The 24,896-nt window shown below is 69.8% G+C and carries 19 protein-coding genes; 11 read left to right on the forward strand and 8 right to left on the reverse strand.

The genetic code is table 11. The annotated features are described in order from the left end of the window. Positions 1 to 12: 12 nt before the first annotated feature. The 5 genes from glgX (at position 13) to EX20_RS05065 (ending at position 10,660) form a co-directional block, all read left to right on the forward strand. On the forward strand, positions 13 to 2,139 hold the full coding sequence (gene glgX, locus EX20_RS05045) for a glycogen debranching protein GlgX (protein ID WP_034192830.1): 2,127 nt from the start codon (positions 13 to 15) through the stop codon (positions 2,137 to 2,139). After that, positions 2,136 to 4,301 (forward strand): malto-oligosyltrehalose trehalohydrolase, encoded by a 2,166-nt coding sequence (treZ, locus tag EX20_RS05050; RefSeq protein ID WP_034192831.1) that lies wholly within the window; start codon positions 2,136 to 2,138, stop codon positions 4,299 to 4,301. Before glgX ends, treZ begins: the two co-directional genes overlap by 4 nt. A gap of 10 nt (positions 4,302 to 4,311) precedes the next feature. Beyond that, positions 4,312 to 6,546 carry a 4-alpha-glucanotransferase gene (malQ, locus tag EX20_RS05055; protein WP_034192832.1) on the forward strand — a complete coding sequence of 745 codons (2,235 nt, stop codon included), beginning with the start codon at positions 4,312 to 4,314 and terminating at the stop codon, positions 6,544 to 6,546. Beyond that, on the forward strand, positions 6,543 to 9,308 hold the full coding sequence (gene treY, locus EX20_RS05060) for a malto-oligosyltrehalose synthase (RefSeq protein WP_034192833.1): 2,766 nt from the start codon (positions 6,543 to 6,545) through the stop codon (positions 9,306 to 9,308). Before malQ ends, treY begins: the two co-directional genes overlap by 4 nt. A 230-nt stretch (positions 9,309 to 9,538) precedes the next feature. Beyond that, the gene (locus tag EX20_RS05065; RefSeq protein WP_034192834.1) at positions 9,539 to 10,660 is read left to right on the forward strand and encodes a sensor histidine kinase; all 1,122 of its coding nucleotides are present in this window, start codon (positions 9,539 to 9,541) and stop codon (positions 10,658 to 10,660) included. 102 nt (positions 10,661 to 10,762) lie between these two features. On the opposite strand, the gene EX20_RS05070 is transcribed toward EX20_RS05065, so the two are convergent. After that, the gene (locus tag EX20_RS05070; RefSeq protein ID WP_224056778.1) at positions 10,763 to 11,359 is read right to left on the reverse strand and encodes a TetR/AcrR family transcriptional regulator; all 597 of its coding nucleotides are present in this window, start codon (positions 11,357 to 11,359) and stop codon (positions 10,763 to 10,765) included. Positions 11,360 to 11,498: 139 nt separating this feature from the next. Here EX20_RS05070 and EX20_RS05075 point away from each other — a divergent pair, with 139 nt between their 5' ends. The 3 genes from EX20_RS05075 to EX20_RS05085 all read left to right on the forward strand — a co-directional run bounded on the left by EX20_RS05075 (position 11,499) and on the right by EX20_RS05085 (position 15,778). Next, positions 11,499 to 13,088, forward strand: coding sequence for a carboxylesterase/lipase family protein (locus EX20_RS05075; protein ID WP_034192835.1), 1,590 nt, complete (start codon positions 11,499 to 11,501; stop codon positions 13,086 to 13,088). A gap of 2 nt (positions 13,089 to 13,090) precedes the next feature. Further along, positions 13,091 to 14,536, forward strand: coding sequence for an APC family permease (locus tag EX20_RS05080; protein WP_034192836.1), 1,446 nt, complete (start codon positions 13,091 to 13,093; stop codon positions 14,534 to 14,536). 396 nt (positions 14,537 to 14,932) lie between these two features. Continuing rightward, the gene (locus EX20_RS05085) at positions 14,933 to 15,778 is read left to right on the forward strand and encodes an MFS transporter (RefSeq protein ID WP_051974383.1); all 846 of its coding nucleotides are present in this window, start codon (positions 14,933 to 14,935) and stop codon (positions 15,776 to 15,778) included. Positions 15,779 to 15,820: 42 nt separating this feature from the next. On the opposite strand, the gene EX20_RS05090 is transcribed toward EX20_RS05085, so the two are convergent. Both EX20_RS05090 and EX20_RS05095 read right to left on the reverse strand, forming a co-directional pair. Beyond that, entirely contained in the window at positions 15,821 to 18,562 is a 2,742-nt protein-coding gene (locus tag EX20_RS05090) for a putative bifunctional diguanylate cyclase/phosphodiesterase (RefSeq protein WP_051974384.1), read from the reverse strand. A gap of 226 nt (positions 18,563 to 18,788) precedes the next feature. Then, positions 18,789 to 19,040 carry a hypothetical protein gene (locus tag EX20_RS05095; RefSeq protein WP_034192837.1) on the reverse strand — a complete coding sequence of 84 codons (252 nt, stop codon included), beginning with the start codon at positions 19,038 to 19,040 and terminating at the stop codon, positions 18,789 to 18,791. 119 nt (positions 19,041 to 19,159) lie between these two features. Here EX20_RS05095 and EX20_RS05100 point away from each other — a divergent pair, with 119 nt between their 5' ends. After that, positions 19,160 to 20,410 carry a phosphatidylserine decarboxylase family protein gene (locus EX20_RS05100; protein WP_034192838.1) on the forward strand — a complete coding sequence of 417 codons (1,251 nt, stop codon included), beginning with the start codon at positions 19,160 to 19,162 and terminating at the stop codon, positions 20,408 to 20,410. 30 nt (positions 20,411 to 20,440) lie between these two features. On the opposite strand, the gene EX20_RS05105 is transcribed toward EX20_RS05100, so the two are convergent. From EX20_RS05105 to EX20_RS05125, 5 genes are all read right to left on the reverse strand, one after another. Beyond that, on the reverse strand, positions 20,441 to 20,665 hold the full coding sequence (locus tag EX20_RS05105) for a hypothetical protein (RefSeq protein WP_011879887.1): 225 nt from the start codon (positions 20,663 to 20,665) through the stop codon (positions 20,441 to 20,443). A 281-nt stretch (positions 20,666 to 20,946) separates the two neighbouring features. After that, positions 20,947 to 21,285 (reverse strand): DUF1488 family protein, encoded by a 339-nt coding sequence (locus tag EX20_RS05110; protein WP_034192839.1) that lies wholly within the window; start codon positions 21,283 to 21,285, stop codon positions 20,947 to 20,949. A gap of 3 nt (positions 21,286 to 21,288) precedes the next feature. Next, the gene (locus tag EX20_RS05115; protein ID WP_014725703.1) at positions 21,289 to 21,837 is read right to left on the reverse strand and encodes a type 1 glutamine amidotransferase domain-containing protein; all 549 of its coding nucleotides are present in this window, start codon (positions 21,835 to 21,837) and stop codon (positions 21,289 to 21,291) included. A gap of 226 nt (positions 21,838 to 22,063) precedes the next feature. Beyond that, entirely contained in the window at positions 22,064 to 22,429 is a 366-nt protein-coding gene (locus EX20_RS05120; RefSeq protein WP_014725702.1) for a DUF3022 domain-containing protein, read from the reverse strand. A gap of 103 nt (positions 22,430 to 22,532) precedes the next feature. Then, positions 22,533 to 23,036, reverse strand: coding sequence for a hypothetical protein (locus tag EX20_RS05125; protein ID WP_034192840.1), 504 nt, complete (start codon positions 23,034 to 23,036; stop codon positions 22,533 to 22,535). A 140-nt stretch (positions 23,037 to 23,176) separates the two neighbouring features. Between EX20_RS05125 and EX20_RS05130 the strand changes: the two genes are divergently transcribed. Both EX20_RS05130 and EX20_RS05135 read left to right on the forward strand, forming a co-directional pair. Further along, complete coding sequence (locus EX20_RS05130) at positions 23,177 to 23,533, forward strand: DUF3175 domain-containing protein (protein WP_014725700.1); 357 nt, start codon at positions 23,177 to 23,179, stop codon at positions 23,531 to 23,533. 39 nt (positions 23,534 to 23,572) lie between these two features. Then, positions 23,573 to 24,895, forward strand: a complete 1,323-nt coding sequence (locus EX20_RS05135) for a cation:proton antiporter (RefSeq protein WP_034192841.1) — start codon at positions 23,573 to 23,575, stop codon at positions 24,893 to 24,895. Position 24,896: the final 1 nt, after the last annotated feature.

A 24,896-nucleotide genomic window follows, 5' to 3' on the forward strand; every position in this document is an offset into this window, starting at 1 on the left:
GAGACGCTCCCCATGCCGTCTGCACTGCCTGCCCGCCTCGAACCCGGCCGCTGCTATCCGCTCGGCGCGACCTGGGACGGGCTCGGCACCAACTTCGCGGTGTTTTCCGCGCATGCGCAACGCATCCAGCTGTGCGTGTTCGATCCGACCGGCCGCAAGGAACTCGCGCGGCTCGACCTGCCCGAATGCACCGACGAGGTGTGGCACGGCTATCTGCCGAACGCGCATCCGGGCACCGTGTACGGCTTTCGCGCGGACGGGCCGTATCAGCCGCAGCAGGGCCATCGCTTCAATCCGACCAAGCTGCTGCTGGACCCGTACGCGCGCAAGCTGGTCGGTCATTTCCGCTGGTCCGACGCGCTGTTCGGCTACCGCGTGCATTCGAACCGCTCCGACCTGTCGATGGATCGCCGCGACTCGGCGCCCGCGATGCCGAAGGCGGTGGTCGTCGACGAGGCGTTCGACTGGAGCACCGACCGGCGCCCGGACGTGCCGTGGCGCAATACCGTGATCTACGAAACCCACGTGCGCGGCGCGTCGATGCGGCGCGCCGGCTTGCGCGCGCCGGAGCGCGGCACGTTCGCCTCGCTCGCGCATCCGGCGTTCGTCGATCACCTGCTGTCGATCGGCGTGACGACCGTCGAGCTGCTGCCCGTGCATGCGTTCCTCCAGCAGCGCGCGCTCGTGAACCGCGGGCTGCGCAACTACTGGGGCTACGACACGGCGGCGTTCTTCGCGCCGGAGCCGTCGTACCTGTCGACGCGGCGGCTCGACGAAATGCGCATCGCGATCCGCCAGCTGCATGCGGCCGGCATCGAAGTCGTGCTCGACGTCGTCTACAACCACACCTGCGAAGGCAACGAGCTCGGCCCGACGCTGTCGTGGCGCGGCCTCGACAACGCCAGCTACTACCGGCTGCGGCAGGACGATCCGCGTTATCACGTCGACGAGACCGGCTGCGGCAATACGCTGAACATGTCGCATCCGCGCGTCGTGCAGATGGTGATGGATTCGCTGCGCTACTGGGCGACCGCGTTCAACGTCGACGGCTTCCGCTTCGATCTCGGCGTGACGCTCGGCCGCGAGGATCACGGCTTCGAGCCCGGCTCGGGCTTTTTCGACGCGTTGCGGCAGGACCCGATCCTCGCGCAGCGCAAGCTGATCACCGAGCCGTGGGATCTCGGCCCCGGCGGCTATCAGCTCGGCCGCCATCCGCCCGGCTTCGCCGAATGGAACGACCGCTTTCGCGACACGGTGCGGCGCTTCTGGCGCGGCGACGCCGGCCAGCGCCCTGAGCTGGCGGCGCGGCTCGCCGGGTCGGCCGACCTGTTCAATCATCAGCGGCGCCGCACCTGGGCGTCGGTCAACTTCGTCACCGCGCACGACGGCTTCACGCTCGCCGATCTCGTGTCGTACGAGCACAAGCACAACGACGCGAACGGCGAGGACAACCGCGACGGCCGCGACGACAACTGCAGCGCCAACTGGGGCGCCGAAGGGCCGACGGACGATCCGGCGATCCGCGACCTGCGCGCGCGCGTCGCGCGCTCGATGCTCGCGACGCTGTTCACCGCGCTCGGCACGCCGATGCTCGTGGCCGGCGACGAATTCGGCCGCACCCAGCACGGCAACAACAACGCGTATTGCCAGGACAACGAGCTGTCGTGGCTCGACTGGGAGCTCGCGCACGACGACGAAGGCACGCAGATGATCCGCTTCGTGTCGCGGCTCGCGGCGATGCGGCGCATGTATCCGGTGATGTCCGCGCCGCACTACCCGTCGGGCGACCGCGACGGCGCGCCCGGCATGCGCGAGATCGAATGGTTCGACGAGCGCGGCGAGGTGCTGAGCGTGCCCGCGTGGGAAGACGGCGAGCGCCGCGCGCTGACGATGCGGCGCGTCGGCACCGGCCGCACCGGCCGCACCGAGGCGCTGCTCGTGATGCTCAATGCGTCGGCCGACACGATCACGTTCCAGCAGCCGGCGCCCGCGCTCGAGTACCGCGTGCTGCTCGATACCGCGACGCCCGACGCCGGCCCGCGCTCGTGGCCCGACAGCGGCGTCGAGGTGGCCGCGCACGCCGCCGTGATCGCGGTGGCGGCGGTGCCGCCCGACCTGTCCACGAAGGAGCCGTCATGACGTCACGTTCCGACCTTCGGCCCGGCACGCACGCGTATGCGTCGTCGTTCGGCGCGACCTGCGTCGACGCCGGACGCACGCGCTTCCGGCTATGGGCGCCGGCGAGCCGCAGCGCCGCGCTCGAGCTGCAGGGCGATTTCGAGGGCAAGCGCCCGGGCGAACAGCGCATCGACATGCAGCCAGTCGGCGACGGCTGGTTCGAGGTGGTCGCCGCGTGCGGCGCCGGTGCGCTGTACCGCTACGTGCTCGACGACGGCTTCGCGGTGCCGGACCCGGCGTCGCGCTTCCAGCCGTACGACGTGCACGGCCCGAGCCAGGTCGTCGATCCGGCCGCGTACCGCTGGCGCAACGACGCATGGCGCGGCCGGCCGTGGCACGAAACGGTGCTGTACGAGCTGCACGTCGGCGCGTGCGGCGGCTACGCGAACGTCGAGCGGCGGCTGCCGGCGCTGGCCGCCCTCGGCGTGACGGCGATCGAGCTGATGCCCATCAACGCGTTCCCCGGCGCGCGCAATTGGGGCTACGACGGCGTGCTGCCGTTCGCGCCCGATGCGTCGTACGGCCGGCCCGAGGAACTGAAGGCGCTGATCGATGCCGCGCACGGGCTCGGCCTGCAGGTGTTTCTCGACGTCGTCTACAACCACTTCGGCCCGGACGGGAATTTCCTGCCGCGCTACGCACCGGCGTTCTTCCGCGCGGACTGCAAGACCGCGTGGGGGCCGGCCATCGACTTCTCGCGCGCGCAGCCGAGCACCTTCTTCATCGACAACGCGCTGTACTGGCTCGACGAGTATCGCTTCGACGGGCTGCGGATCGACGCCGCGCATGCGATCGACGACGACGCGTGGCTGCGCGAGCTGGCGCGCCGCGTGCGCGCCCATGTCGGCGACGCGCGCCACGTGCATCTGGTGCTGGAGAACGAGCGCAATACCGCGAGCCTGCTCGGGCCGGACGGCTTCGACGCGCAGTGGAACGACGATTTCCACAACAGCGCGCACGTGCTGCTGACCGGCGAGCGCGACGGCTACTACCGCGCGTACGCCGACGCGCCGTTGCGTCAGCTCGCGCGCACGCTCGGCGAGGGCTTCGCGTATCAGGGCGAGCCGTCGCCGCTGCACGACGGCGCGCCGCGCGGCGAATCGAGCGCGCATCTCGCGCCCACGAGCTTCGTCGCGTTTTTGCAGAACCACGATCAGGTGGGCAACCGCGCGTTCGGCGAACGGCTGCGCGCGCTCGCCAACGACGACGCGGTGCGCGCGGCGACCGCGCTGCTGCTGCTCGCGCCGCAGGTGCCGCTGCTGTTCATGGGCGAGGAAGACGGCAGCACGCAGCCGTTCCAGTTCTTCACCGACTATCGCGGCGAGCTCGCCGATGCGGTGCGCGACGGCCGCCGCCGCGAGTTCGCCGCGTTTCCGGCGTTTGCAGACCCCGCGCATCGCGACGCGATTCCCGATCCGAACGACCTCGGGACGTTCGTGCGGTCGTCGCCGGCGCATGCGCATGAGAACGCGCATCAGGATGCCGATACGTGGCGGCGCTTCTACCGCAGCGCGCTGACGGTGCGGGCGGCGCTTGTGACGCCGCATTTGCCGGGAGCGCGCGCGTTGGGAGTCGAGTTGTTGGGGGCGCATTTCGAGGGGATGGGTAACGGCGGTGCTGCTGGTGCTGCTGGCACGGCTGCCGGGGCCGCTGCCGGTACTGCTAGTGCTGCTGCCGGGGGTGCCGGTGCTGCTGCCGGTGCTGCCGGTGCTGCCGGTGCTGCCGGTGCGGCTGGTGCTGCTGGGAGCGGCGCTGGTGAAGCTGGCGGTACCGGCGACGCTGGCGCTGACGGCGCTAGTGCTGCAGGAGACGACGGTGGCAACGCCGTCCGCGCCAGTGACAGCCACGAGAACGGCAAAGCCAACGACACCCCCATCGCCCTCGCCGCCCGCTGGCGGCTCGGCGACGGCAGCACGCTGACGATCGCCTTCAATCCCGGCTCGCACGACGCGGTGCTCGACACGCTGCCGGTCGGCAAGGTCGTGTTCGAGACGCCACCGCGCGCGCGCGACCGGCTCACTGACCGGCGACTGCCGGCGCGCAGCTGCATCGCCTGGCGCGATGGCGCGGTCAACCACGACGCGCTGATGCATCGCGCGAACGCACCGACGGCCAACACATGACGGCTAACACATGACGACCGACGTATCGATCGCCGAGCTCGCGCGCGCCGCGGGGCTCGAACCGGACTGGACCGACGCGGGCGGTGTCGCGCGTCGGGTGGACGACGACGCGCTCGTCGCGCTGGTCGACGCACTCGGCTGGCCCTGCGGCACGCCGATCGAGCGCGTCGACAGCGCGGCCGCGCTTGCCGATGCGCGCAACGCGCCGCCGCAGCTCGTCACCGGCGACGCCGGCGCGCCGCTCCCGCTGCCATACGCCGTCGCGCCGGCCGGCACGCGCTACCGGGTCACGCTCGAATCGGGCGCGCACGTCGACGGGCGCATCGCAGCGAGCGGCGAATCCGGCACGCTGGCGCCGATCGACGAGCCCGGTTATCACACGCTCGACCTCGGCGCACGACGCATTGCGCTTGCGATCGCGCCGCCGCGCGCGCGCCCGTTCGCCGGCGAGCGCATGCCGCGAATCGACGGACGCTGGGGAATCGCAGCACAGCTGTACGGGCTGTGCCGCACCAACGACGACGGCGCCGGCGACTACTCGGCGCTCGCCGAACTCGCCGCGCACGCGGCAAGGCATGGCGCGCACGCGGTCGCGATCAGCCCGACGCACGCCGGCTATCCGGCGCTGCCCGAGCACGACAGCCCGTATTCGCCGTCGTCGCGGCGCTGGCACAACGTCGCGTATCTCGACGGCGAGGCGGTGCCGGGCGCGGACTTCGTGCGACGCACGCTCGACCCGGCCGCCGCCGACGGCCGCGCGCCCGACACGCCGCTGATCGACTGGCCGCACGTGCTTCCGCTGCGACTGCGGCGCCTGCGTGCGTGCTTCGACGCCTGGCGCGAAAACGGCGAGCCGGCACGCGACGCATTCGAACGATTCCGCGCGGCCGGCGGCGCGGCGCTCGACGCGCATGCGCGCTTCGACGCGCTGCAGGCGTTCTGCATCGAGAACGGGATCGGCGCGGACTGGCGGCAATGGCCCGCGCAGTGGCGAGACCCGACGTCGCCCGAGGTCGACGCGTTCGCGCAGACCCACGCTGACACGATCGCCTTCCACACGTACCTGCAATGGTGCGCGTCCGACGCGCTCGGGCGCGCGCAGGCGACGGCGCGCGATGCAGGGATGGCGCTCGGGTTGATCGCCGATCTGGCGGTCGGCTCCGATTGCGCGGGCAGCGACGCATGGGCGCACGGCACGACGCTGTTGCGCGGCGTGTCGGTCGGCGCGCCGCCGGACCTGTTCAACACCGACGGGCAGGCGTGGGGCGTGACGACCTGGACGCCGGACGCGCTGCGCGCGACCGGCTTCGCGCCGTTCATCGAGCTGCTGCGCGCGGCGTTCGCGCATGCGGGCGGCATCCGTATCGATCACGTGCTCGGCCTGGCGCGGCTGTGGATCGTGCCGCACGGCCGCTCGCCGCGCGACGGCGCGTACCTGCGCTATCCGCTCGACGATCTGCTGCGCATCGTCGCGCTGGAAGCGGCCCGGCATCGCGCGATCGCGATCGGCGAGGATCTCGGCACGGTGCCGGCCGGCTTTCGCGAGCGGATCGCCGCGCAGGGCATCGCCGGCATGCGCGTGCTGTGGTTCGAGCGCGACGCCGACGGCGCATTCCGGCCGCCGTCGGACTGGGATCGCGATACGGTCGCGATGACGTCGACGCACGATCTGCCGACCGTCGCCGGCTGGTGGCGCGGCGTCGATCTCGAATGGCGGCGCGGCGCGCACGCGCAGCGGGACGACGGGCCTGCGCACGGCGCGGGCGACGACGTCGGGCTGGCCGCGGCCGCGCATGGCGTGGATGGCGCGGATGGCGATGAACGCAACGCGCCGTGCTTGCACGACGACGCCGACGCCGGCCGCGATCCGTCGCCGCCCGATCCCGCCCTCGCGGCGGCTGCCGCCGGCGCGGAAACCGAGCGCGCGGCCGAACGCACGGCGCTGTGGCGCGCGCTGCAGCGCGCCGGCTGCGCGGCGGCCGATCAGGCCATGCCACCGCCCGCTGCGCCGCCGGTCGACGCAGTCGTCGCCTACGTCGCGCGCAGCCCGTCGCCGCTCGCGATCGTGCCGCTCGAAGACCTGCTCGCCCTCGACGCGCAGCCGAACCTTCCCGGCCCGCCGTGCGGCCATCCGAACTGGCTGCGGCGGCTGCCGCGCGCGATCGACGCGCTGTTCGACGCGCCGGTGCGCGAGCGCATCGCCGCGATCGAACGCGCACGCCCTGTGCGCCAGGAGGACGCATGACGCCGCGCGCGACCCTGCGCGTGCAACTGCACGCGGGCTTCACGTTCGACGATGCGGCCGCGCAGGCGGACTATTTCGCGCGGCTCGGCGTGAGCCATCTGTACCTGTCGCCGATCACGACGGCCGAGCCCGGCTCGCTGCACGGCTACGACACCGTCGACCATCGCGCGATCAGCGCGGAGCTCGGCGGCGAAGCCGGCTTCGAGCGACTGGTCGAGGCGCTGCGCGCGCGTGGCCTCGGCGTCATCGTCGACATCGTGCCGAACCACATGGGCGTCGGCGGCGCATCGAACCACTGGTGGAACGACGTGCTCGAATGGGGGCCGGCGAGCCCCTACGCGCACTACTTCGACATCGACTGGCATCCGCCCGATGCGGTGCTCGACGGCAAGGTGCTGCTGCCCTGCCTCGGCGCGCCGTACGGCGACGCGCTCGCGGCCGGCGACATCACGCTCGACGTCGATCCGCAGACGGGGCGCTTCTTCTTCGCATGTCCGGGCCGCACGCTGCCGGTCGCGGCCGCGACCTATGCGGAGATCCTGCGCATCGCGAACCGCGCGGACCTGAACGCGCTGGCCGAACGCTTCGCCGCCGCGCCGCTGCGCGGCAGCGCGCGGCTCGCGCAGGCGCACGCGGCATTGCGCGACTACGCGGCCGAGCACGGCGCGCATGCGTTCGATGCGGTGCTGCGCGGCGTCGATCCGCGGCGCGCGCGCTCGCGCGCCTGCCTGCACCATCTGCTCGAAGGCCAGCACTATCGGCTCGCATGGTGGCGCACCGCCGCCGATGAACTGAACTGGCGGCGCTTCTTCGACATCGCGACGCTCGCGGCCGTGCGCGTCGAGGACGAAGCGGTGTTCGACGCGGTGCATGCGCTGCCGCTGGCGCTCCATGCGGCGGGCCTCGTCGACGGCCTGCGCGTCGATCACGTCGACGGCCTCGCCGATCCGCGCGCGTATTGCCGGCGTCTGCATGCGCGGCTCGCCGCGCAGCGCGACGAGCGACCGTTCCTCGTCGTCGAGAAGATCCTCGCGCCGGGCGAGACGCTGCCCGACGACTGGCACGCCGACGGCACGACCGGCTACGACTTCATGAACGACGTCGCCGCGTTGCTGCACGACCCGGCCGGCGCCGAGCCGCTCGCCGCGCACTGGGCCGCCGTGTCGGGCTCGACGCGCACCTTCGCCGACGAGGCGATCGCCGGCAAGCGGCGCGTGCTCGCGCGCCAGCTCGCGGGCGAGCATGCGCGGCTCGCGCGGGCGCTGCACCGCATCGCGCGCGCCGCGCCGGCGACCCGCGACATCAGCCGCAACGCGCTGCACCGCGTGCTGGGCGAACTCGCCGTGCATCTGCCCGTGTACCGCATGTATCCGGCGCTCGGCGACGAACCGGGCGACGCCGATCGCCGCGTGCTCGAACGCGCGTACGACGCGGCCCGCGCGGCGACCGATCCGTCCGACCGCTATGCGCTCGAGCGCGCCGCCGCCTGGCTCGGGCTGCCCGGCATCCGTGTGCCGCGCGCGGATCCGGCCGCGCTGCTCGCGGTGCGCGTCGCGTTCGCGCAGCTCAGCGCGCCGCTTGCCGCGAAGGGCGTCGAGGATACGGCGAACTACCGCTACGGCCGGCTGCTGTCGCGCAACGAGGTCGGCGCCGACGCGGGCGACTTCAGCCTGTCGCGCGGCGCGTTCCACGCGCGCAACCGGCGTCGCGCGCGCAGCGTGCCGCGCACGCTCGTCGCCACCGCGACGCACGATCACAAGCGCGGCGAAGACGCGCGTGCGCGGCTCGCGGTGCTGAGCGAAGTGCCCGACGCGTGGCGCGCGGTGTCGCTCGACTGGTCGGCGCTGAACCAGCCGCATCGCGGCGCCGCGCATCGCGATCTCGCGTGGACGCCGGGGCCGGCGGCCGAGGCCATGCTGTATCAGACGCTGGTGGGCTGCTGGCCGCCGACGCTCGCGCCCGACGACGCGGCGGGCGTCGCCGCCCTGGCCGAGCGTGTGGTGGGCTGGCAAACGAAGGCGTTGCGCGAGGCGAAGCAGCACACCGACTGGCTCGCGCCCGATGCGGACTACGAACGCGCGAGCGAGCAGTTCGTCCGCGCGATCCTCACGCCGCGCGGTGCGGGCGATTTTCTGCATCGGCTGCATGCGTTCGTCGCGCGGATCGCCCCGGCCGGCGTCGTCAACAGTCTCGCGCAGGTGGCGCTGCGCATCGCGTCGCCGGGCGTGCCCGATCTGTATCAAGGTACCGAGTTATGGGATCACTCTCTGGTCGATCCCGACAACCGGCGCGAGGTGCCGTTCGCGCAGCTCGCGGCCGAGCCGGTCGATCGGACGGTCGCCGCGTATCTGCGCGACTGGCCGGACGCGCGCGTGAAGCGCGCGCTGATCGAGCGGATGCTCGCGCTGCGCGCGCACCGGCCGGCGACGTTCGCGGACGGCGCCTACGTGCCGCTGCGCGTGCGCGGTCCGCTCGGGCGGCATGCGGTGGCGTTCGCGCGCCGCGACGACACGGCGACCGTCGTGGTCGTCGTGACGCGGCTCGCGTGCCGCCTGCTCGGCGACATGCCGGGCTTGCCGCGCATCGAGCCTCGGGAATGGGGCGATACGGCGGTCGTGCTCCCGCCGATGGCGGGCGAGCCGTGGCTCGACTGCCTGAACGGCGGCGGCGCGGTCGAGACGCATGACGGCATGCTGCGGCTCGATCGGTGTTTGTCGGCGCTGCCGGTGGCCGTGGTCGTCGCGACGCGCGGTCGGGGCTGAAGCCGGGGGCGGCCCGCACTCCCCCGGCGACGGCAACCGCCGACCGGTCGACTACCCACTCGCCCGACCCACCGCTCGCGATCGAACCGCCCCCGCCGCGCGCGATCCCCGGCGCCCGGGGAACCGCTCGCCCCCGCGCCAGCACGCGGATCATCCCGTTTCCCGGCATTGACGTGATATCGTGCGCATCGACAGAAGCGTCCACCATTCATTCCGTCATGAGGGGCGACATGCGTCTAGCCGAATTCATCACGCGCAACATGGAACCGATCCTCGTGCAGTGGGAAGCGTTCGCTGCAACGCTGCTCCCGGCCGCGAGAACCATGGACTCCCACGGGCTGCGCGATCATGCGCGCCAGATCCTGGAGGCGATTGCCAAGGACATCGCAACCCCACAAACGCGGGAAGAACAGCGGGAAAAATCGCTCGGCCGCGCACCCAAGCCGACGAATGCCTCGGAAACGGCCGCCCAGACGCATGCCGTGCTGCGCGCGCGGCGCGGCTTCGACATCAACCAGCTGGCGGCCGAGTATCGCGCGCTGCGCGCCAGCGTGCTGGCGCTGTGGATCGACGAGTGTCGGCCGAGCCCGCCCGATCTCGACGACATGATCCGCTTCAACGAAGCGATCGATCAGGCGCTCGCGGAATCGGTCGCGTTCTTTACCGAGCAGGTCGAGCAGGCGCGCAACCTGTTGCTCGGCATGCTCGGGCACGACATGCGCACGCCGTTGCAGACGATTCGCCTGACGGCAAGCTATCTGTCGGCGCTCAATGCCGGCGAGCAGGTGTCGGAAGCGGCCGCCCGGCTGATCCGCAGCGGCCGCCGCATGCAGTCCCTGCTCGACGACCTGTGCGATTTCAGCCGGACCCAGCTTGGGCTAGGCATCAACGTGATCCGCCGCGACGCGGATCTCGCCCATGTCGTGGCCAATGTGGTCGACGAATTGCGGGCCGCACATCCGGATCGCGAAATCAACGTCGACGTGCGCGGCGACCTCCGCGGCGACTGGGACGATCAGCGGCTGCAACAACTGCTCAGCAATCTGCTGACCAACGCGCTGAAGTACGGGACGCCCAAAACGCCGGTTCGCGCCACCGCGATCGCGACCGACGACGAAGTGACGATCGAGATCGGCAACAGCGGTCCGCCCGTCGAGCCGGGTCTGCTGGAGCGCATCTTCGATCCGCTGCAACGCGGCACCGGCCCATCGGAGAAAAGCGGCGAGGACGTCGGACTGGGCCTCGGGCTGTACATCGCCAGCGAAATCGCCAACGCACATCGCGGGCAGATCGACGCGCGCTCCGACGAGTCGGAAACGGTCTTTGCGGTGCGGCTGCCGCGCCGCGCGTGACATGGCGTGGCGGTGCCGCGTATCGCACCGCGTCAGGCGGATTTGACACGCGACGGATCCGGCGCGTGACGCGCCCGGCGACGCGTAGCCACGGCGCGCGCGCTACGCGTCGCCGGACACGCGCGTCATCGCGAGCAGTTCTTCGATGAACGCGCTGCGTTGCTCGGCCTCCAGCGGGCGCACGCCGCATACTTCGTCGAACCACAAGCCTTCCACCGCAAACCGGATCAGCCGGGCCGTGCGTTCCGGCAATTGGTCGCGCGCGAGCAATTCGCCCCAGCGCGCGACGTGACCGGCATACACGGGCAGCAGGCCGGGCTCCAGCAGCAGGCTGCCGATCACGGCCGACAGGCTGCGCCCCTGCAGCGCCTGCTCGGAACTCGCAATGATGTAAGCACGCGTCCACGCGCCGGGCTCGCCATCCGCGTGCGCGGCTTCGGTGACCGCCTGCTCGAACGTCGCCGCCTCGAAGTCCAGCAGCCCGGCAAGCAGCTCGGACTTGCTCGAAAAGTGATAGAGCAGCCCGCCTTTGCTGACGCCGGCCACCGCCGCAGCCTCGGCAAGGGTAAGTCCCAAGATCCCTTTTTCCTGCAGAATCTGCCGCGACGCTTCGAAGATTTTTCTCTTGGTCGCGCCGATATCGGTATCGCTGGTCTCTTTCATTGGGTTTTGATGGAATGAAGTGATGCGGCAAGCCATACCGGCCGGGCGCTGCATTATACAAATACCCTTTGCGCTTTTTTTTGATCTCGGTACTGTACCGGCTGGACGGTTTAGTTAGATTGGACGGACCGTCCCATGGCCCAATTTCGGTCCGATACCTGGCTTCGATGGAACGATGAACGAGCAAGCGCACATTTCCGAGATCGACCACCGTCACGCGGGCAGCGACTGCGTGCTCACGCTTGCGCACGGCCGGCTTCGCGGCAGCCGCTCGCACGGCGTCGCGCGCTTCCTTGGCATCCCGTACGGAATGCCGGCAACCGGCAGCAGGCGCTTCGCGCCGCCGGTCGCGCCGCTCGCGTGGGACGGCACGCGCGACTGCCGCGCGTACGGCGATGCCTGTCCGCAGGTCAACGACGACCTGCCGGCGTGGCGGTTCGACGGCGATCATTCGGCGAACTGTCTGAACCTCAACGTGTGGACGCCGGCCGCCGCCATGCCCGGCGACCGTTTGCCGGTGATGGTCTGGCTGCACGGCGGCGCCTATCTGTCCGGCTCGGCGAACCTGCCGTTGTACGACGGACGCACGCTCGCCGACGAGCAGCAGGTCGTCGTCGTGTCGATCAACCATCGGCTGAACGCGTTCGGCTACCTGTACCTGAGCGATCGAGACGAGCATGGCGCGCAAGCCGCCAACGTGGGGCAGCAGGACATCGTGCTGGCGCTCGTGTGGATCGCCGCGAACATCGCCGCGTTCGGCGGCGATGCGGGCAACGTCACGCTGTTCGGCGAATCGGGCGGCGGCGGGAAGATCTGCGCGCTGACGATGATGCCGTCGGCCGACGGGCTGTTTCACAAGGCCATCATCCAGAGCGGCACGTTCGTCACGATGCTGTCGCGCGCGCAGGCACGCGAGCGCACCGACGCGCTGCTGTCGCTGCTCGGCGCCGATGCGCGCTCGCTCGCCGCGATCGACGATGCGCGCTTGCTCGGCGCGGCGCGCCGCTTGATCGACCGATACGGCTATACCGCGTTCTGGCCGGTCGACGACGGCAACGTCGTCGATGCGTCGCGGCGGCGTGCGGCATCGGTGCCGATGCTGATCGGCACGACGCGGCACGAGGCCGCCTATTTTCTGCCGCCGCAGCTGCTCGCGCGAAGCCCGCTCGACTCGACGGACTATCGCGATGCGCTCGAAGAGGGCATGCGCCCGCTGTGCATCGGCGCGGACGACGTGCGGGCGGCAGCCGCCACCGCAGCGCGGTTGCACGCGCTCGGGCCGCGCTCGCTCGGCCGCGACCTGACCGACGTGATGTTCCGGATGCCCGCGCTGGCGCTCGCCGAGCGTAACGCCGAGCACGCGGACACGTTCGTCTACCGGTTCGACTGGGCATTCCCGTGCTGCGGCGGCCGCTACGCGATCCACGGTGCCGAAATCCCGTTCGTGTTCGGCACGCTCGACTACGCGCTGCCCGCCTGGGACAGCGCCGATCTTCCGCGCGACCGCTATCGCGACGACCCGCACGGCGACCGGTTCCGCCTCGCCGCCCGCGTGCGCCGCGCGTGGGCCGGGTTTGCGCGCTGCGGCGATCCGTCGGCCGGCGACGCATCGATATGGCGGCGCTACACGCGCGACCAACCCGCGACCCGCATCTTCGACCGCATCTGCCGGATCGAGACCGATCCGGACGGGCCGCGGCGACATGCGCTGTTCGCCGCGGATTCGAACGCATTCAGCAGTTCCACTCTCATCGACAAGGAATAGACATGGAGACGTCAGCGGCAACCGGTGCATCCCAGTCAACGCGGCCGTTGAACTGGCTCGGAATCGTGTTTTTCGTGCTGGCCACCAACGGACCGCTGACCAGCCTGATCGGCTGCGTGCCGTACGGCGTCGCCTATGGCAACGGCATCGGCATCTCGGGCTCCTATCTGTGCGTGGGGCTGATCTACCTGTTCTTTGCGGTCGGCTTCACCGCGATGAGCCGCCACGTATCGAATGCGGGCGCACTGTACGCGTACGTCGGACAAGGGCTCGGGCGGCCGGCGGGCGTGGGCGCCGCGTTCATGGCCGTCGCGTCGTATTTCGTGATCACGCTCGCGTGCTACGCGCTGCTCGGTTTCTACATCAGCTACTTCATCGGCAGCCTGACGGGCGTCGCCGTGCCGTGGTGGGCCTGCACGCTCGCGGCGGCGGCCGTCGTGCACGTGTTCGCGATCAACAACGTGCAGTTCAACGGCGCGGTGCTGTTCCTGCTGATGATCATCGAGATCGGGCTGATCGTCGCGTTCAATGTCAAGGTCGCGGCCACGGGCGGCGGCGTCGAGCACTTCAGCCTGGCGCCGCTGCATCCGGCGAACGTGCTGACGAGCAAGTTCGGCACGTCGCTCGTGTTCGTCGTGGTCGCGTACATGGGCTTCGAGACGACGGTGATCTACGCGAACGACGTGCGCAATCCGAACCGGTCGATTCCGATCGCCACGTACGTCAGCGTCGCGATCATCATGGCGATCTATGTGGTGTCGACGGTGCAGATGTCCAACGCATTCGGCTACGCCGAAGTGGTCGCGCTGGCGCAGAAGTCGCCGGCCGATCTATGGTTCGCAGTGACGGAGCGCGTGCTCGGCAAGCAGATGGTGATGGTCACCAATGCGCTGCTCATCACCAGCATGCTTGCGGCGATCATCAGCTTCAACAACGCGACCGTACGTTACTGGTATTCGCTCGGCCGCGACGGGATCGCATTCGGCTCGCTCGGCGAGTTGAGCAGCAACAAGCGGCTGCCGATCCGCGCAGCCAACATGCAGTCCGTGCTGATGATCGCGCTGATCGTGCTGTTCGCCGTATATCGCGTCGACCCCGTGATGGTGATCACGCCGTATCTGAGCATTCCGGCGGCGATCGGCATCGTCTGCGTTCAGGCACTGACGGCGCTCGCGGTGATCCGGTTCTTCCGCATGCGTCGCGAGCGCGCAACGCCGTTCATCCGGTGGGCGGTGTTTCCGGCGATCAGCTTTGCCGGATTCGGTTATTTCCTGTACGCGATGATCGGCAACGTCTCGCTGATGGCCGGTACGTCGTCGACGGTCGTGTCCATTCTGCCGTGGACGACGCCGGCCATCGCCGTCGCCGGTGCCGCGTTCGCGATATGGCTGCGGCATGCACGGCCGTCGGTGTATGGCGCGCTGGGGCGTTTTCTCAACGAGAGTTGACGGGTTTCGGTTCGTGGCGGGGTGATGGCCCGCGACGAACCGTTGCGCCGGATCGGTTGACCTGTTCGGCCGAGCTGGCCGGTCCCGGCGCAACTGTCGCCCGATGCGGACGTAATTTTTCTCGTTCGCGTCGGCCCGCAGCCGACACCGATGCGACGCTCGTCGCACTGCCCGTTTATGAGGATCCGGCCGCGCCGAAAATCGGTGGCGATACGCAAGCTGACAGCGTAACGACGAAGCCTTGCCGCTCGGCCTGGATGCCGAACGAGTCGATGCTTGCGGGTGCGTGGTGAAGCTTCACCGCAAGTTCGAAGCGACGACCGCGAAGCTCGCAGGAGCGATGGCTCGATTCGGACCCGGCAAAAAGCCGACTCCCAGAATCTGTTTCCGGCGAACGTGCGCGTCGTCACCGCATGGCACCCGGCGAAAGAGCGCGCGCTCGCGATCGGCATGTACACCGCGATGCAATACGTCGCGCTCGGCGTGCTGGTCGCGGCGATCTGGTACGCGCGCTACCGCGATCCGCAGCACTCGAACGCGAGTCGCGCCGAGTTGGACTTCATCAAGGCGGGCGGCGGTCTCGCCGATTCGACCGGCGACGTGCAGCACGATCAGCCCACCGTGCCGACCTGGACCAAGGTGAAGCAGCTGCTGTCGCACCGTCAGCGGTGGGGCATGTTCATCGGCCAGCTCTCGGTGAATACGACGTTGTTCTTCTTCCTGACCGGGTTTCCCACTTATCTGATCAACGGCAAGGGTATGACGATGCTCAAGGGCGGCATCTATGCGGCGATTCCGTTCCTGGTCGCGATCTTCGGCACGCTGATCGCCGGGCGCCTGTCCGACTGGATGGTCGGCGCAGGCTTCACGAACAGCAAGGCCCGCAAGGTGCCGATCATCATCGGCTTCACGTTGTCGTGCGTGATTCTCGGCGCAAACTACACGTCGTCGATCAACGTGGTGATCGCATTCATGGCGGTCGCGTTCTTCGGTCAGGCAATGGCGTCCACGGTGACGGGCGCATTGCTTTCCGACATCGCGCCGAACGGCATGGTCGGCCTGCTGTACTTCGTCGCGAACGTGGGCGGGACGCTGGCGCCGATCGTGGTCGGCTTCATCGTCAAGTCGACGGGCGGGTTCACTCTCGCGCTCGTCTACGTTGCGGCGGTCGCGGCGCTTGGCGTCGCGTCCTATCTGTTCGTGCTCGGCGACGTCCGTCGAATCGAAATCGCCAGCCGATAACGCGACGGCCGCGCGGTATGCGCGCACCGCGCGGCCTCACTGTCACGCCGTCGACAACATCGAGAAGCTCCGCACGTACGTCGGAATCTCGGCAGCCGGCACCGCGCGACAAAAGTGATAGCCCTGCACGATCGGGCAGCCCTCGGCGACCAGGAACGACAACTGGTCCGAACGTTCGACGCCTTCGGCCACCACTTCGAAATGCAGGCTGCGAGCGAGCGCGAGGATCGCGCGGATGATCGCCTCGTCGGCGCAGTTGGTGCCGATACCTCGCACGAACGACATGTCGATCTTCAACCGGTCGGCGTGGAAGGTGCGCAGGTACGACAGGCTCGAATACCCGGTACCGAAATCGTCGATCGCGATCAGCACGCCGATTTCGTTCAGCGCACGCAGCGCGGGCAGCGCACCGGGCGCGACCAGCGCGCCTTCGGTGATCTCGAGCTCGAGCTGATGAGCCGGCAGCCCGGACGCATCCAGCACGCGCCGCACCACGCTGCAGAAGTCGCCGCTCGCCAGCTGTCGCGGCGATACGTTCACCGACACGCGCAACGCCGGCAACGTGTCCGCCCAGCGCTTCGCCTGTCCGCATGCGCTGCGCAGCACCCACTCGCCCAGTTGCCCGATCAGCCCGATATCTTCGGCAAGCGGGATGAAGGTGGCCGGGCTCACGGCGCCCATCTCGGGGTCGTGCCAGCGCAACAGCGCCTCGACGCCGCTCACGCGGCTCGTGCGCACGTCGATCTGCGGCTGGTACGCAAGCTCGAAGCCATCGTGCTCCAGCGCGGCGCGCAACCGGTGCGACAGCGCGATACGCCGCTCCGCCGCTTCCGCGAACGACGGCTGGAACAGCTCGACGGTGTTGCGGCCGCGCGCCTTCGCCTGGTACATCGCCAGATCGGCGTGCTTCAGAAGCGTCTCCGCATCGAGCCCGTCTGCCGGGTAGCACGCGACACCGATGCTCAACTGCACGCGCGACTGGGCGTCGCCGATCTGCACCGGACGCTCCAACGCACGGGCGATGCGCCGCAGCAGCGCGGCCAGCCGGTCGCCGTCGTCCGGGCGCCCGAGCATCGCGACGAACTCGTCGCCGCCGTAGCGCGTCACCGTGCCGTCGTCGCCGACGCAACCGGACAGCCGTTGCGCGACCTCGCGCAGCAGGCGGTCGCCCGCGCCGTGGCCGAGGCTGTCGTTGATGTCCTTGAGCCGGTCCACGTCCATGAACAGCAGCGCGAACGCGCGCTGCTCCGCCACCGCCTGCTCGATCAGCTCGCGCAGCGTCGCGCGGTTCGGCAAACCGGTCAGCGCATCGCGCCGCGCCTGCCTCACCAGCTGATCGCGCGAATCGATCAGCTCGGTCAGGTCGCTGATCACGCAGATGTGATACGTCAGATCGTCGCGCACCGGCGCGACGTACAGTTGCCCCCAGAACGCCGAGCCGTCGGCCCGCCGGCTGCGCAGCAGCCGTGCGCCCGCACTGCCGGCGGCCAGCGCCTGGGCCATCTGCTCGAACAGCAGCCCCTGCTGCCCGGCACGCGCGAGGCCGGCATGGTCGCGGCCGACGACTTGCGCGCTGGTGTAGCCGGTGATGGTCTCGAACGCGGGATTCGCATATTCGACGATCTCCTCGCCCGCTTCGATGCGCGTGATCAGCACGCCGTTGCCGATCGCGTCGAGCGCGCGGCTGCGCAGCCGCAGCGCCAGCTCGGCGTTCTTGCGCTCGGTCACGTCGATCGCGGTGATGAAGCAGGCGTCGCGCTTCGTGTACGTCAGAAAGTGATACGACAGATCGACGTACATCGCGCGGCCATCGCTGCGCCGGTGCCGGCAAATGCCGGCCGAGCCGCTGCCCGTGCCGGACGTGCGCAGATGCTGCAGATCGCGCAGGAACGCCGGCATGTCGGCCTGCGCGTACAGCGACGCCATGTCGCGCCGGCACAGCTCGCCCGCCGGATAGCCGTACTGCGCTGCCGCGGCGACGTTCACGGCCATGATGGCCAGCGTCTCGACGTCGAAAATCAGCATCGGCAGCGGATGGTGCTCGAAATACTGGCGAAAGCGCCGCTCGTTCTCGGCGGCGACCAGACGCCCGCGCTGCCGTTCGAGCCGCGCGCGGTAGCGCGCGACGAACGCGTAGCTGAGCAGCGCACAGGTGAGCAGCGACGACAGCGCCAGCACGCTACCCTCGATCGCCTCGTTGCGGCTCGCGCGGTCGGACATCGCGCGCAGGATCCGGGTTTGCCCTTCGCGCAGCGCCGTGAGCTGGCCGATGATCTGCGCGAGCAGGCGGTTCGCCTCCAGCAAGCCGGCACTGTCGACCGACGCGCGACCGCCTGCGACCTGCGCGTTGACCGTGATTTCGGCGAGCAGCCACGCCCATCGCGCGGTTTCCTGACGCAGCGCGTGGATGGTCTCGATGCCGCCGCGGTCGTCGGCATAGCTCTGCTCGAGACGCCGGAAGCCGGCCACGGCCGCACCGACGCGCTCGACCGGCCACGCGAACGACGCCGCGCGCGTGCTGCCGAAGCCCTGCAGAAAATCGGCGTTGGCGCGCAGATAGAGCGCCTGCAGCGCGTCGATGTCGTTGCGCGCGTGCAGCGCATGCACGCGCTGCGCGTTCAGCCGGTTGTGGCTGATCGTGATGTAGCCGAGCCCCGACGCGAACATCGCGAGCCCCACGAAGGCGAGCCCGAGCGTGACGGGAAGACGGGCGCCGTCGACGACGTGACGTTGCCACCAACGCCGGACCGCAGCGGGAGCACGAGATAACAGGACGAACTTCATCGAAGGGCAATAAGACGGCAAGAAGCGCAGCACTACACGCAACCGGCTCTCAGTCCCGGCTGTTCGAATATGGGGCCAGTCCCGTCATGGCAGGAATTTTGTCTCCGACCTGATATATCGGTGCGCGGCGCAAAAACTTCAGTGAAATTTTCGGCCGCGACAGGCGGGTTATTGCCGAATCATCGCTGCGTCACTCGAAAATGCCCGCTGGCCAGGTCCGCGCCCGTTACGACCATTCCTCCGGCGGCATCGCGGGGCGATCGTCCTCCCACAGCGGCTCGCCAGTATCGTGACCGCCGCTCGTGGCGACTGGCCCTTGGCCGTCCGGGCGCTCCTTGCGCTGCGCCGCGTCGCGCGACGTGGCCGCACGCAGCCGCGCTCGCGTGCGGGTCGGTGCGACCGTGCGTTGCCCGCCGGGAAAGTGCTCGCCGCTCGCGGTTCGATCGTCGGTCCGTTGCATGTCGGAAGCTGCAGTCATGGGTGCCCTCCTTGGGTCGGTGAAGGAAACGCTGCTCCCTGGAGCAGCAATTCCGGTGCCGATGGCCGGGCAAGCGGCTTGCTATGAGCGCCTTATCGCAACTCGTTACGGAGGTAACCATGCCGACAGACCGCAGCACGCCACCCTCGACGCGACGCCGGCTCGGCGCCTGGATGGCCGGAGAGGAAGCGCAGATGGCGGCGTACCGCGAAAAGCTCGCGAGCGACGCGCGCACACAGGCCGGCGAACGGCTGCGTACGCCGGCCGTGCAGGCGCTCGCGCAATTGTTCGACGATAACGCGGTGCTGCGCATGGGCCTCACGCGCGCGATCGACGAGGCGCGCGCCGCGGGCCGCCGGCTCGGCTACGCGTCGATCGGCGAGCTGATGACGGTGCTCGACCATCTGATGACGTACGCGCCGCCGTTCAGCGAAACGAGCCTGATCGTGTGTCCGGTGAACGCATTCCTCGACTGGCCGATGTGCATGCCGTCGGGCCATGCGGTGTTTCGCGACGCGGCGGTCAACGCGCAGTTGAAGCAGGTGCTGAACGTGTGGTGCGACTTTCTCGGCGGTCCGCATTCGCGCGCGCATCTCGACACGTCCGCGCCGAACGGCTGGTTCTGCAAGGCCGCGCAACAGCGCCTCGGTCTGTCGCAGTTCGAGTACCGCGAAGATCAGCCGCACTGGGGCTTCGATTCGTGGAACGACTTCTTTACGCGGCGTTTTCGGGCGGGCATGCGGCCGGTCGCGGCGCCCGGCGATTCACACGTGATCGTCAGCCCCTGCGAATCCACGCCGTACCACACCGCGTCGAACGTGAAGATTCGCGACACGTTCTGGATCAAGGGGCAACCGTATTCGTTGCGCGACATCTTCACGCCGGCGTGGCAGCCGCTCGCCGAGCGCTTCGTCGGCGGCGAGATCTATCAGGCCTATCTGGCCGCGTACAACTATCACCGCTGGCACGCGCCGGTGCGCGGCACCGTCACGCACGCGTACCGTGTGGAAGGCGCGTATTACTCCGTCGCCGAAGCGGAAGGCCCCGATCCGGCCGGGCTCAACGACTCGCAGGGCTATATGACGGCCGTGGCCGCCCGCGCGATCGTCGCGATCGACAGCGACGATCCGGGCATCGGCACCGTCGCGGCGGTGTTCATCGGGATGGGCGACGTGTCGTCGTGCGTGATCGAGGTGGTGCCGGGGCAGCGCGTGGACAAGGGCGAGGAGATCGGGTATTTCCAGTTCGGTGGCTCGACCTGCTGCCTGGTATTCGAGCCGGGCGTGATCGACCGCTTCCTGTATGCGCCGCCGTCCGACGGCGAACCGCCGGTCGTGAAGGTCAACGATTCCGTGGCGATCGCGCGTTGAGGCGCGGGCCGGCAGCGCGCGGCGCGCGGGTTACAGCTCGAAGCCGTCGACCCGCCGGTCGTCGTGCCGCTGCACGCTCCGGACCATCGTCAAGCCGCCGGCGGTCAACGCAGGACGGTGTGCGCCCGACCCGTCGGGCTGCAACTCGATCAGTTCCCGTTCCATCAACGCGACGACGTCGTCGCGGTCGAGCTGGATCTGTTCCGGTGCGCGATGCACCAGGAACAGTGCAGCGAATTCATGTGCGGTCAGCATGTTTGATTTCCCCCGTGGACGGCTTCATACGGTGCGGCGCGCGCCTCGTGTCGGCGCGGGCGCGCAGGCGCGCGCCGCAGCTATAGGGACATGCAGGGATCGTGCCAACCGCCATGAAGCGCGAGATCGGCGCACAGCGCGCGTGCGGCGTGGTCTGTCGCCACGGGCTGCGCGCGCCCCGGTGCAAAGTTTTCAACGCCATGTAATGCCGCGGGACAACGGCCGACGGTTTCACCGCCACGCCGCCACGCCGGCCGTCGCCGCGCGGTGCAGCGCGTCGCTCACGACCGGCGCGCGCGCTCGAGGCCCGCGCGCGCGGCCTCGCCGACGACCGTCTCGCGCACGCGGAAATAACCGCTGTGAAGCTCGACGACGCCTTCGCCGTTCGCCAGCAGCTCGGCGCAGGCCGCCTGGATCCGCACACGGCCACGCTCGAACGCGTCGCGCAAGTCGGCTTCCAGCGCGGAGCGTGCGCCGAAATGATCTTCCAGCGCTTCCACGCTGATCGCGGCCGTCTGCGGCTTGCCGTCGACGTCGATCACGAAGCGCAACTGCAGCGCCGCGCCGTCGAATTCAGGCGGCGCATCGGTCAGCGTCACGCGGTACTCGGAGGAAGCCATCGCTCAGGCTCCCCGCGCGGCGAGGCACTGCACCAGCGCGCCGTTGAACGCGGGCAGGTCGTCCGGCTTGCGGCTCGTGATCAGATTGCCGTCGCGCACGACTTCCTGATCGACCCACTTGCCGCCCGCGTTGCGGATGTCGTCCTGCAGGCTCGGCCAGCTCGTCATCGTGCGGCCGTTGACGAGCCCGGACGACACCAGCAGCCACCCGCCGTGGCAGATCGCCGCGATCGGCTTGCCGCCGCCGACGGCTGCGGTCACGAATTCGCGCGCGGCCGGCAACATGCGGATCGCGTCGCCGTTCACGACGCCGCCCGGCAGCACCACCGCGTCGTAATCGCCTTCGCGCACGTCGTCGAACGTGCGATCGACCTTCACGCGCTCGCCCTTGTCGACGTGCCGGAAGCCCTGGATCTCGCCGGCTTGTTGCGAGATCACGTCGACCTGCGCGCCTTCGGCCTTCAGCGCGCGCAGCGGTTCGACCAGTTCGGCTTCCTCGAAGCCGTCGACGGCGAGGATCGCCACCTTGCATTGGTCCAGCTTGTTGCTCATGGATCGCTCCCTGTCGTGTTACCGCGTTGCGGCGCCCATCGTGCCGTGCAGCTTGCGCAGCAATCGCCATGCCGGTCGCTCGCCGGAGCGACCCTGATCGCGGTGCCGCTGCGCGTGCTCTGCAAACATTGCAACGCGGTGTAACGCGTGCTGCGGCCGGCCGGCGACGCATCGACATGCGACGTCGGCCAGGTGTCGCACGTGTCGCGAGTATCGCGTTACCGGGTTACTGCAAATGGCGCGCCACGTCGAGCATCGCGTCGGTGAGCTCGACCGTCAGCGTCATCTCGTCGCCGGTGTCGGGCAACGTCTCGAGGGTCGCCTGCACGCTGTCGTGCAGCATCGCGTGAACGCGCAAGCGCGCAGCTTCGTCGAGGTTCGCGTAGCGCTCCATCGTGTCGCAGTCGAGCGCGAGCATGACCGAGTGCCGCGCGGCAATCGGCGACGCGTTGGGCGCCGACGCCCAGGCCGCATGGAACATGATCCTGCCGGTTTCGACGTCGAGACGCACCGTCGTGTCGAGATCGTCGGTATCGATGTCGTCCGCGTCGAGGTCGTTGGGGTCGAACGAGTTCCAATGATTCGAGTGCATGATGTCCTCCTGCGTGGCGGCGGCGCGCCGGCTGCGCGGCCGGCCCCGCCATCGCGCCGCGCCGGCTGCGCCGACGCGACACCGTGATCGTCAAATGAGCGCGTCAATACCCGCTGGAGCCCGCGCTGCCCGTGCCGCCCGCACCGCCGCCGCCCGAGCCGGTCGCGCCCGACGAGCGGCCGGCGCCCGCGCCGGCACCGGTGCCGGCCTGACCCGCGCCCACGCCGCCCATCCCCGCGCTACCGCCGCCGTTTGCGCCGGCGCCGTTGCCCATACCGCCCATCCCCGCGCTGCCGCCGCTACCACCCTTACCGGCTGCGCTCGGGCCGCCCGGCTTGGTACGTACATGCGGCCGCGCGTGCGAACGTTTGCCGCGTGCGTCGTTCATCCGCGTCGCAGGCGGCGGCGCGGCCGTGTTGCCGTTCGACATGCCGCTGCCGCCGTCCTGCGCCGACGTATCGGGCGGCGACAGGATCGGCGCGCCGGTGCCGTGGTCCGCGCGCTGCGAGTTCTGCGCCCACGCGGCGGGCGCGGGGGCGACGAGCGCGACGGCTGCGCACGCGACCAGACGGCGCGCGGCAGATTTCGATTCGGATGCTGACTTCATGGTGCGTTCTCCCTCAATGGAACCGCTGTCGTGGAACGTTCATGCGCAGACGAATCAGCAAGGCCCGTGCCGTCGTCGTCGGCCGGCACGCCACTTGCGGCCCCGCGTCCGTTCATCCGATCCCTTACGGAGTCGCCGCCATGCCTTCCACTTCCGCTTCACCGCCGCACGGCAAACGCGCGTCGCGCCGCCCCGGCCGCGCGCGCAGCAACGGTCCCCAGCACCGCAACCGCTGGTCTGCCGACGTGATGCAAAAAAGTGACGCCCTCGACCTCGAGCCGCACATCTTCCAGTCCGACGATCCGGCGGAGATCGCCGCGTCGCTGAAGCGCTCGGCCGAGCACAGCCGCCGCCGCAAGGCGACGCCGTTCCAGTCGGCGATGTCGATGCTGAACTTCTATGTGAACCGCGCGGGCCGCAACCTGCCGAAAACCCGTCGCGCGACGCTCGAGCGCGCGAAGCGGAAACTGCGCGAGGCGTTCGGCCGCAAGCCGTGACCGCACGCCTTTTTCCCCTCTCCAACTGCCCGTTTTCGCATGCATGAAACCCTCTGGTATCTGATCGTCGGCGCGGTGTTGATGGGCATGGGCGTCGCGACCTCGGCGCTGCGCCATCTGCCTTGCAGCAGCGCGATGATCTATCTCGCGCTCGGCATCGCGCTCGGCCCGGCCGGCGCGGGACTGCTCCATCTCGACATCGAACGCGACGCGGCGCTGCTGCGCGAAATCGTCGAGATCGCGCTGCTGGTGTCGCTGTTCGCGATCGGCTTGCGGCTGCGCGTGCCGCTGTCCGACAAGCTGTGGCTGGTGCCGTGCCGGCTCGGCCTGCTCGCGATGATCGTCACGGTGCCGCTGCTGGCCGGCTGCGCGATGCTCGCGCTCGGGCTCGGCTGGGGCCCCGCGCTGCTGCTCGCGGCGATCCTCGCGCCGACCGACCCCGTGCTCGCGCACGACGTGCAGGTGCACGATCCGGGCGACCGCGATCTCGTGCGCTTCGCGCTGTCCGGCGAAGGCGGGATGAACGACGGGATCGCGCTGCCGTTCGCGCTCGCGGGGCTCGCGCTGTGCGGCGCGGCCGACATGCCGCACGGGCAGCCGGCGCTGTCGGGAACGTTCCTGCTGGCCGCGCTGTGGGGCACGGCGGGCGCGGCGGCGATCGGCGGCGTGCTCGGCGCCAGCGCGACGCGCGTGATCGGCTGGCTGCGCACGCGCTATGCGCAGGCGCTCGGCTTCGAGGGCTTCTTCGCGCTGGCGCTGATCGTGCTGTCGTTCGGCGCCGCGCAGCTCGCCCAGACGTTCGGCTTCATCGCGACCTTCGCGGCGGGCGTCGCGATGCGCCGCGTCGAGTACCGCGCGAGCGGCGGCCGGCGGCCGCGCGAAGTGATCGGCCGGATCGACTCCGAAGACGTGGTCGCGACCGAGAAGCATCCGGAGAAGGTGCATGCGTTCATGACGGAATCGGTGCTCGATTTCACGATCGAACTCGAGCGGATCGCCGAAGCGGTCGTGATGACGATGATCGGCAGCGTGCTCGGCACGCTGACGGCGCCGCTCGTCACGTGGGGCGCGGCCGCGCTCGCGGCGCTGCTGTTTTTCGCCGTGCGGCCGCTCGCGGTATCGCTCACGCTCGCCGGCTCACGCGCGACCCCGGCGCAGCGGCGGCTGATGGCATGGTTCGGCATCCGCGGAATCGGCTCTTTCTACTATCTGCTGTTCGTGCTCGAGCACGGACCGTCGAGCGCCGTGCGTCCGCTCGCGGCGCCGGTGCTGGCGGTCGTGTCCGCGTCGGTGATCGCGCACGGCATCTCCGCGACGCCGCTGATGGACTGGTATTACCGGCTGCAGCAGCGTCGCCGCTGAA

Origin of the sequence: Burkholderia sp. WP42 (genome assembly GCF_000745665.1) — a bacterium.
Classification (GTDB): Bacteria; Pseudomonadota; Gammaproteobacteria; order Burkholderiales; family Burkholderiaceae; genus Burkholderia; species Burkholderia vietnamiensis.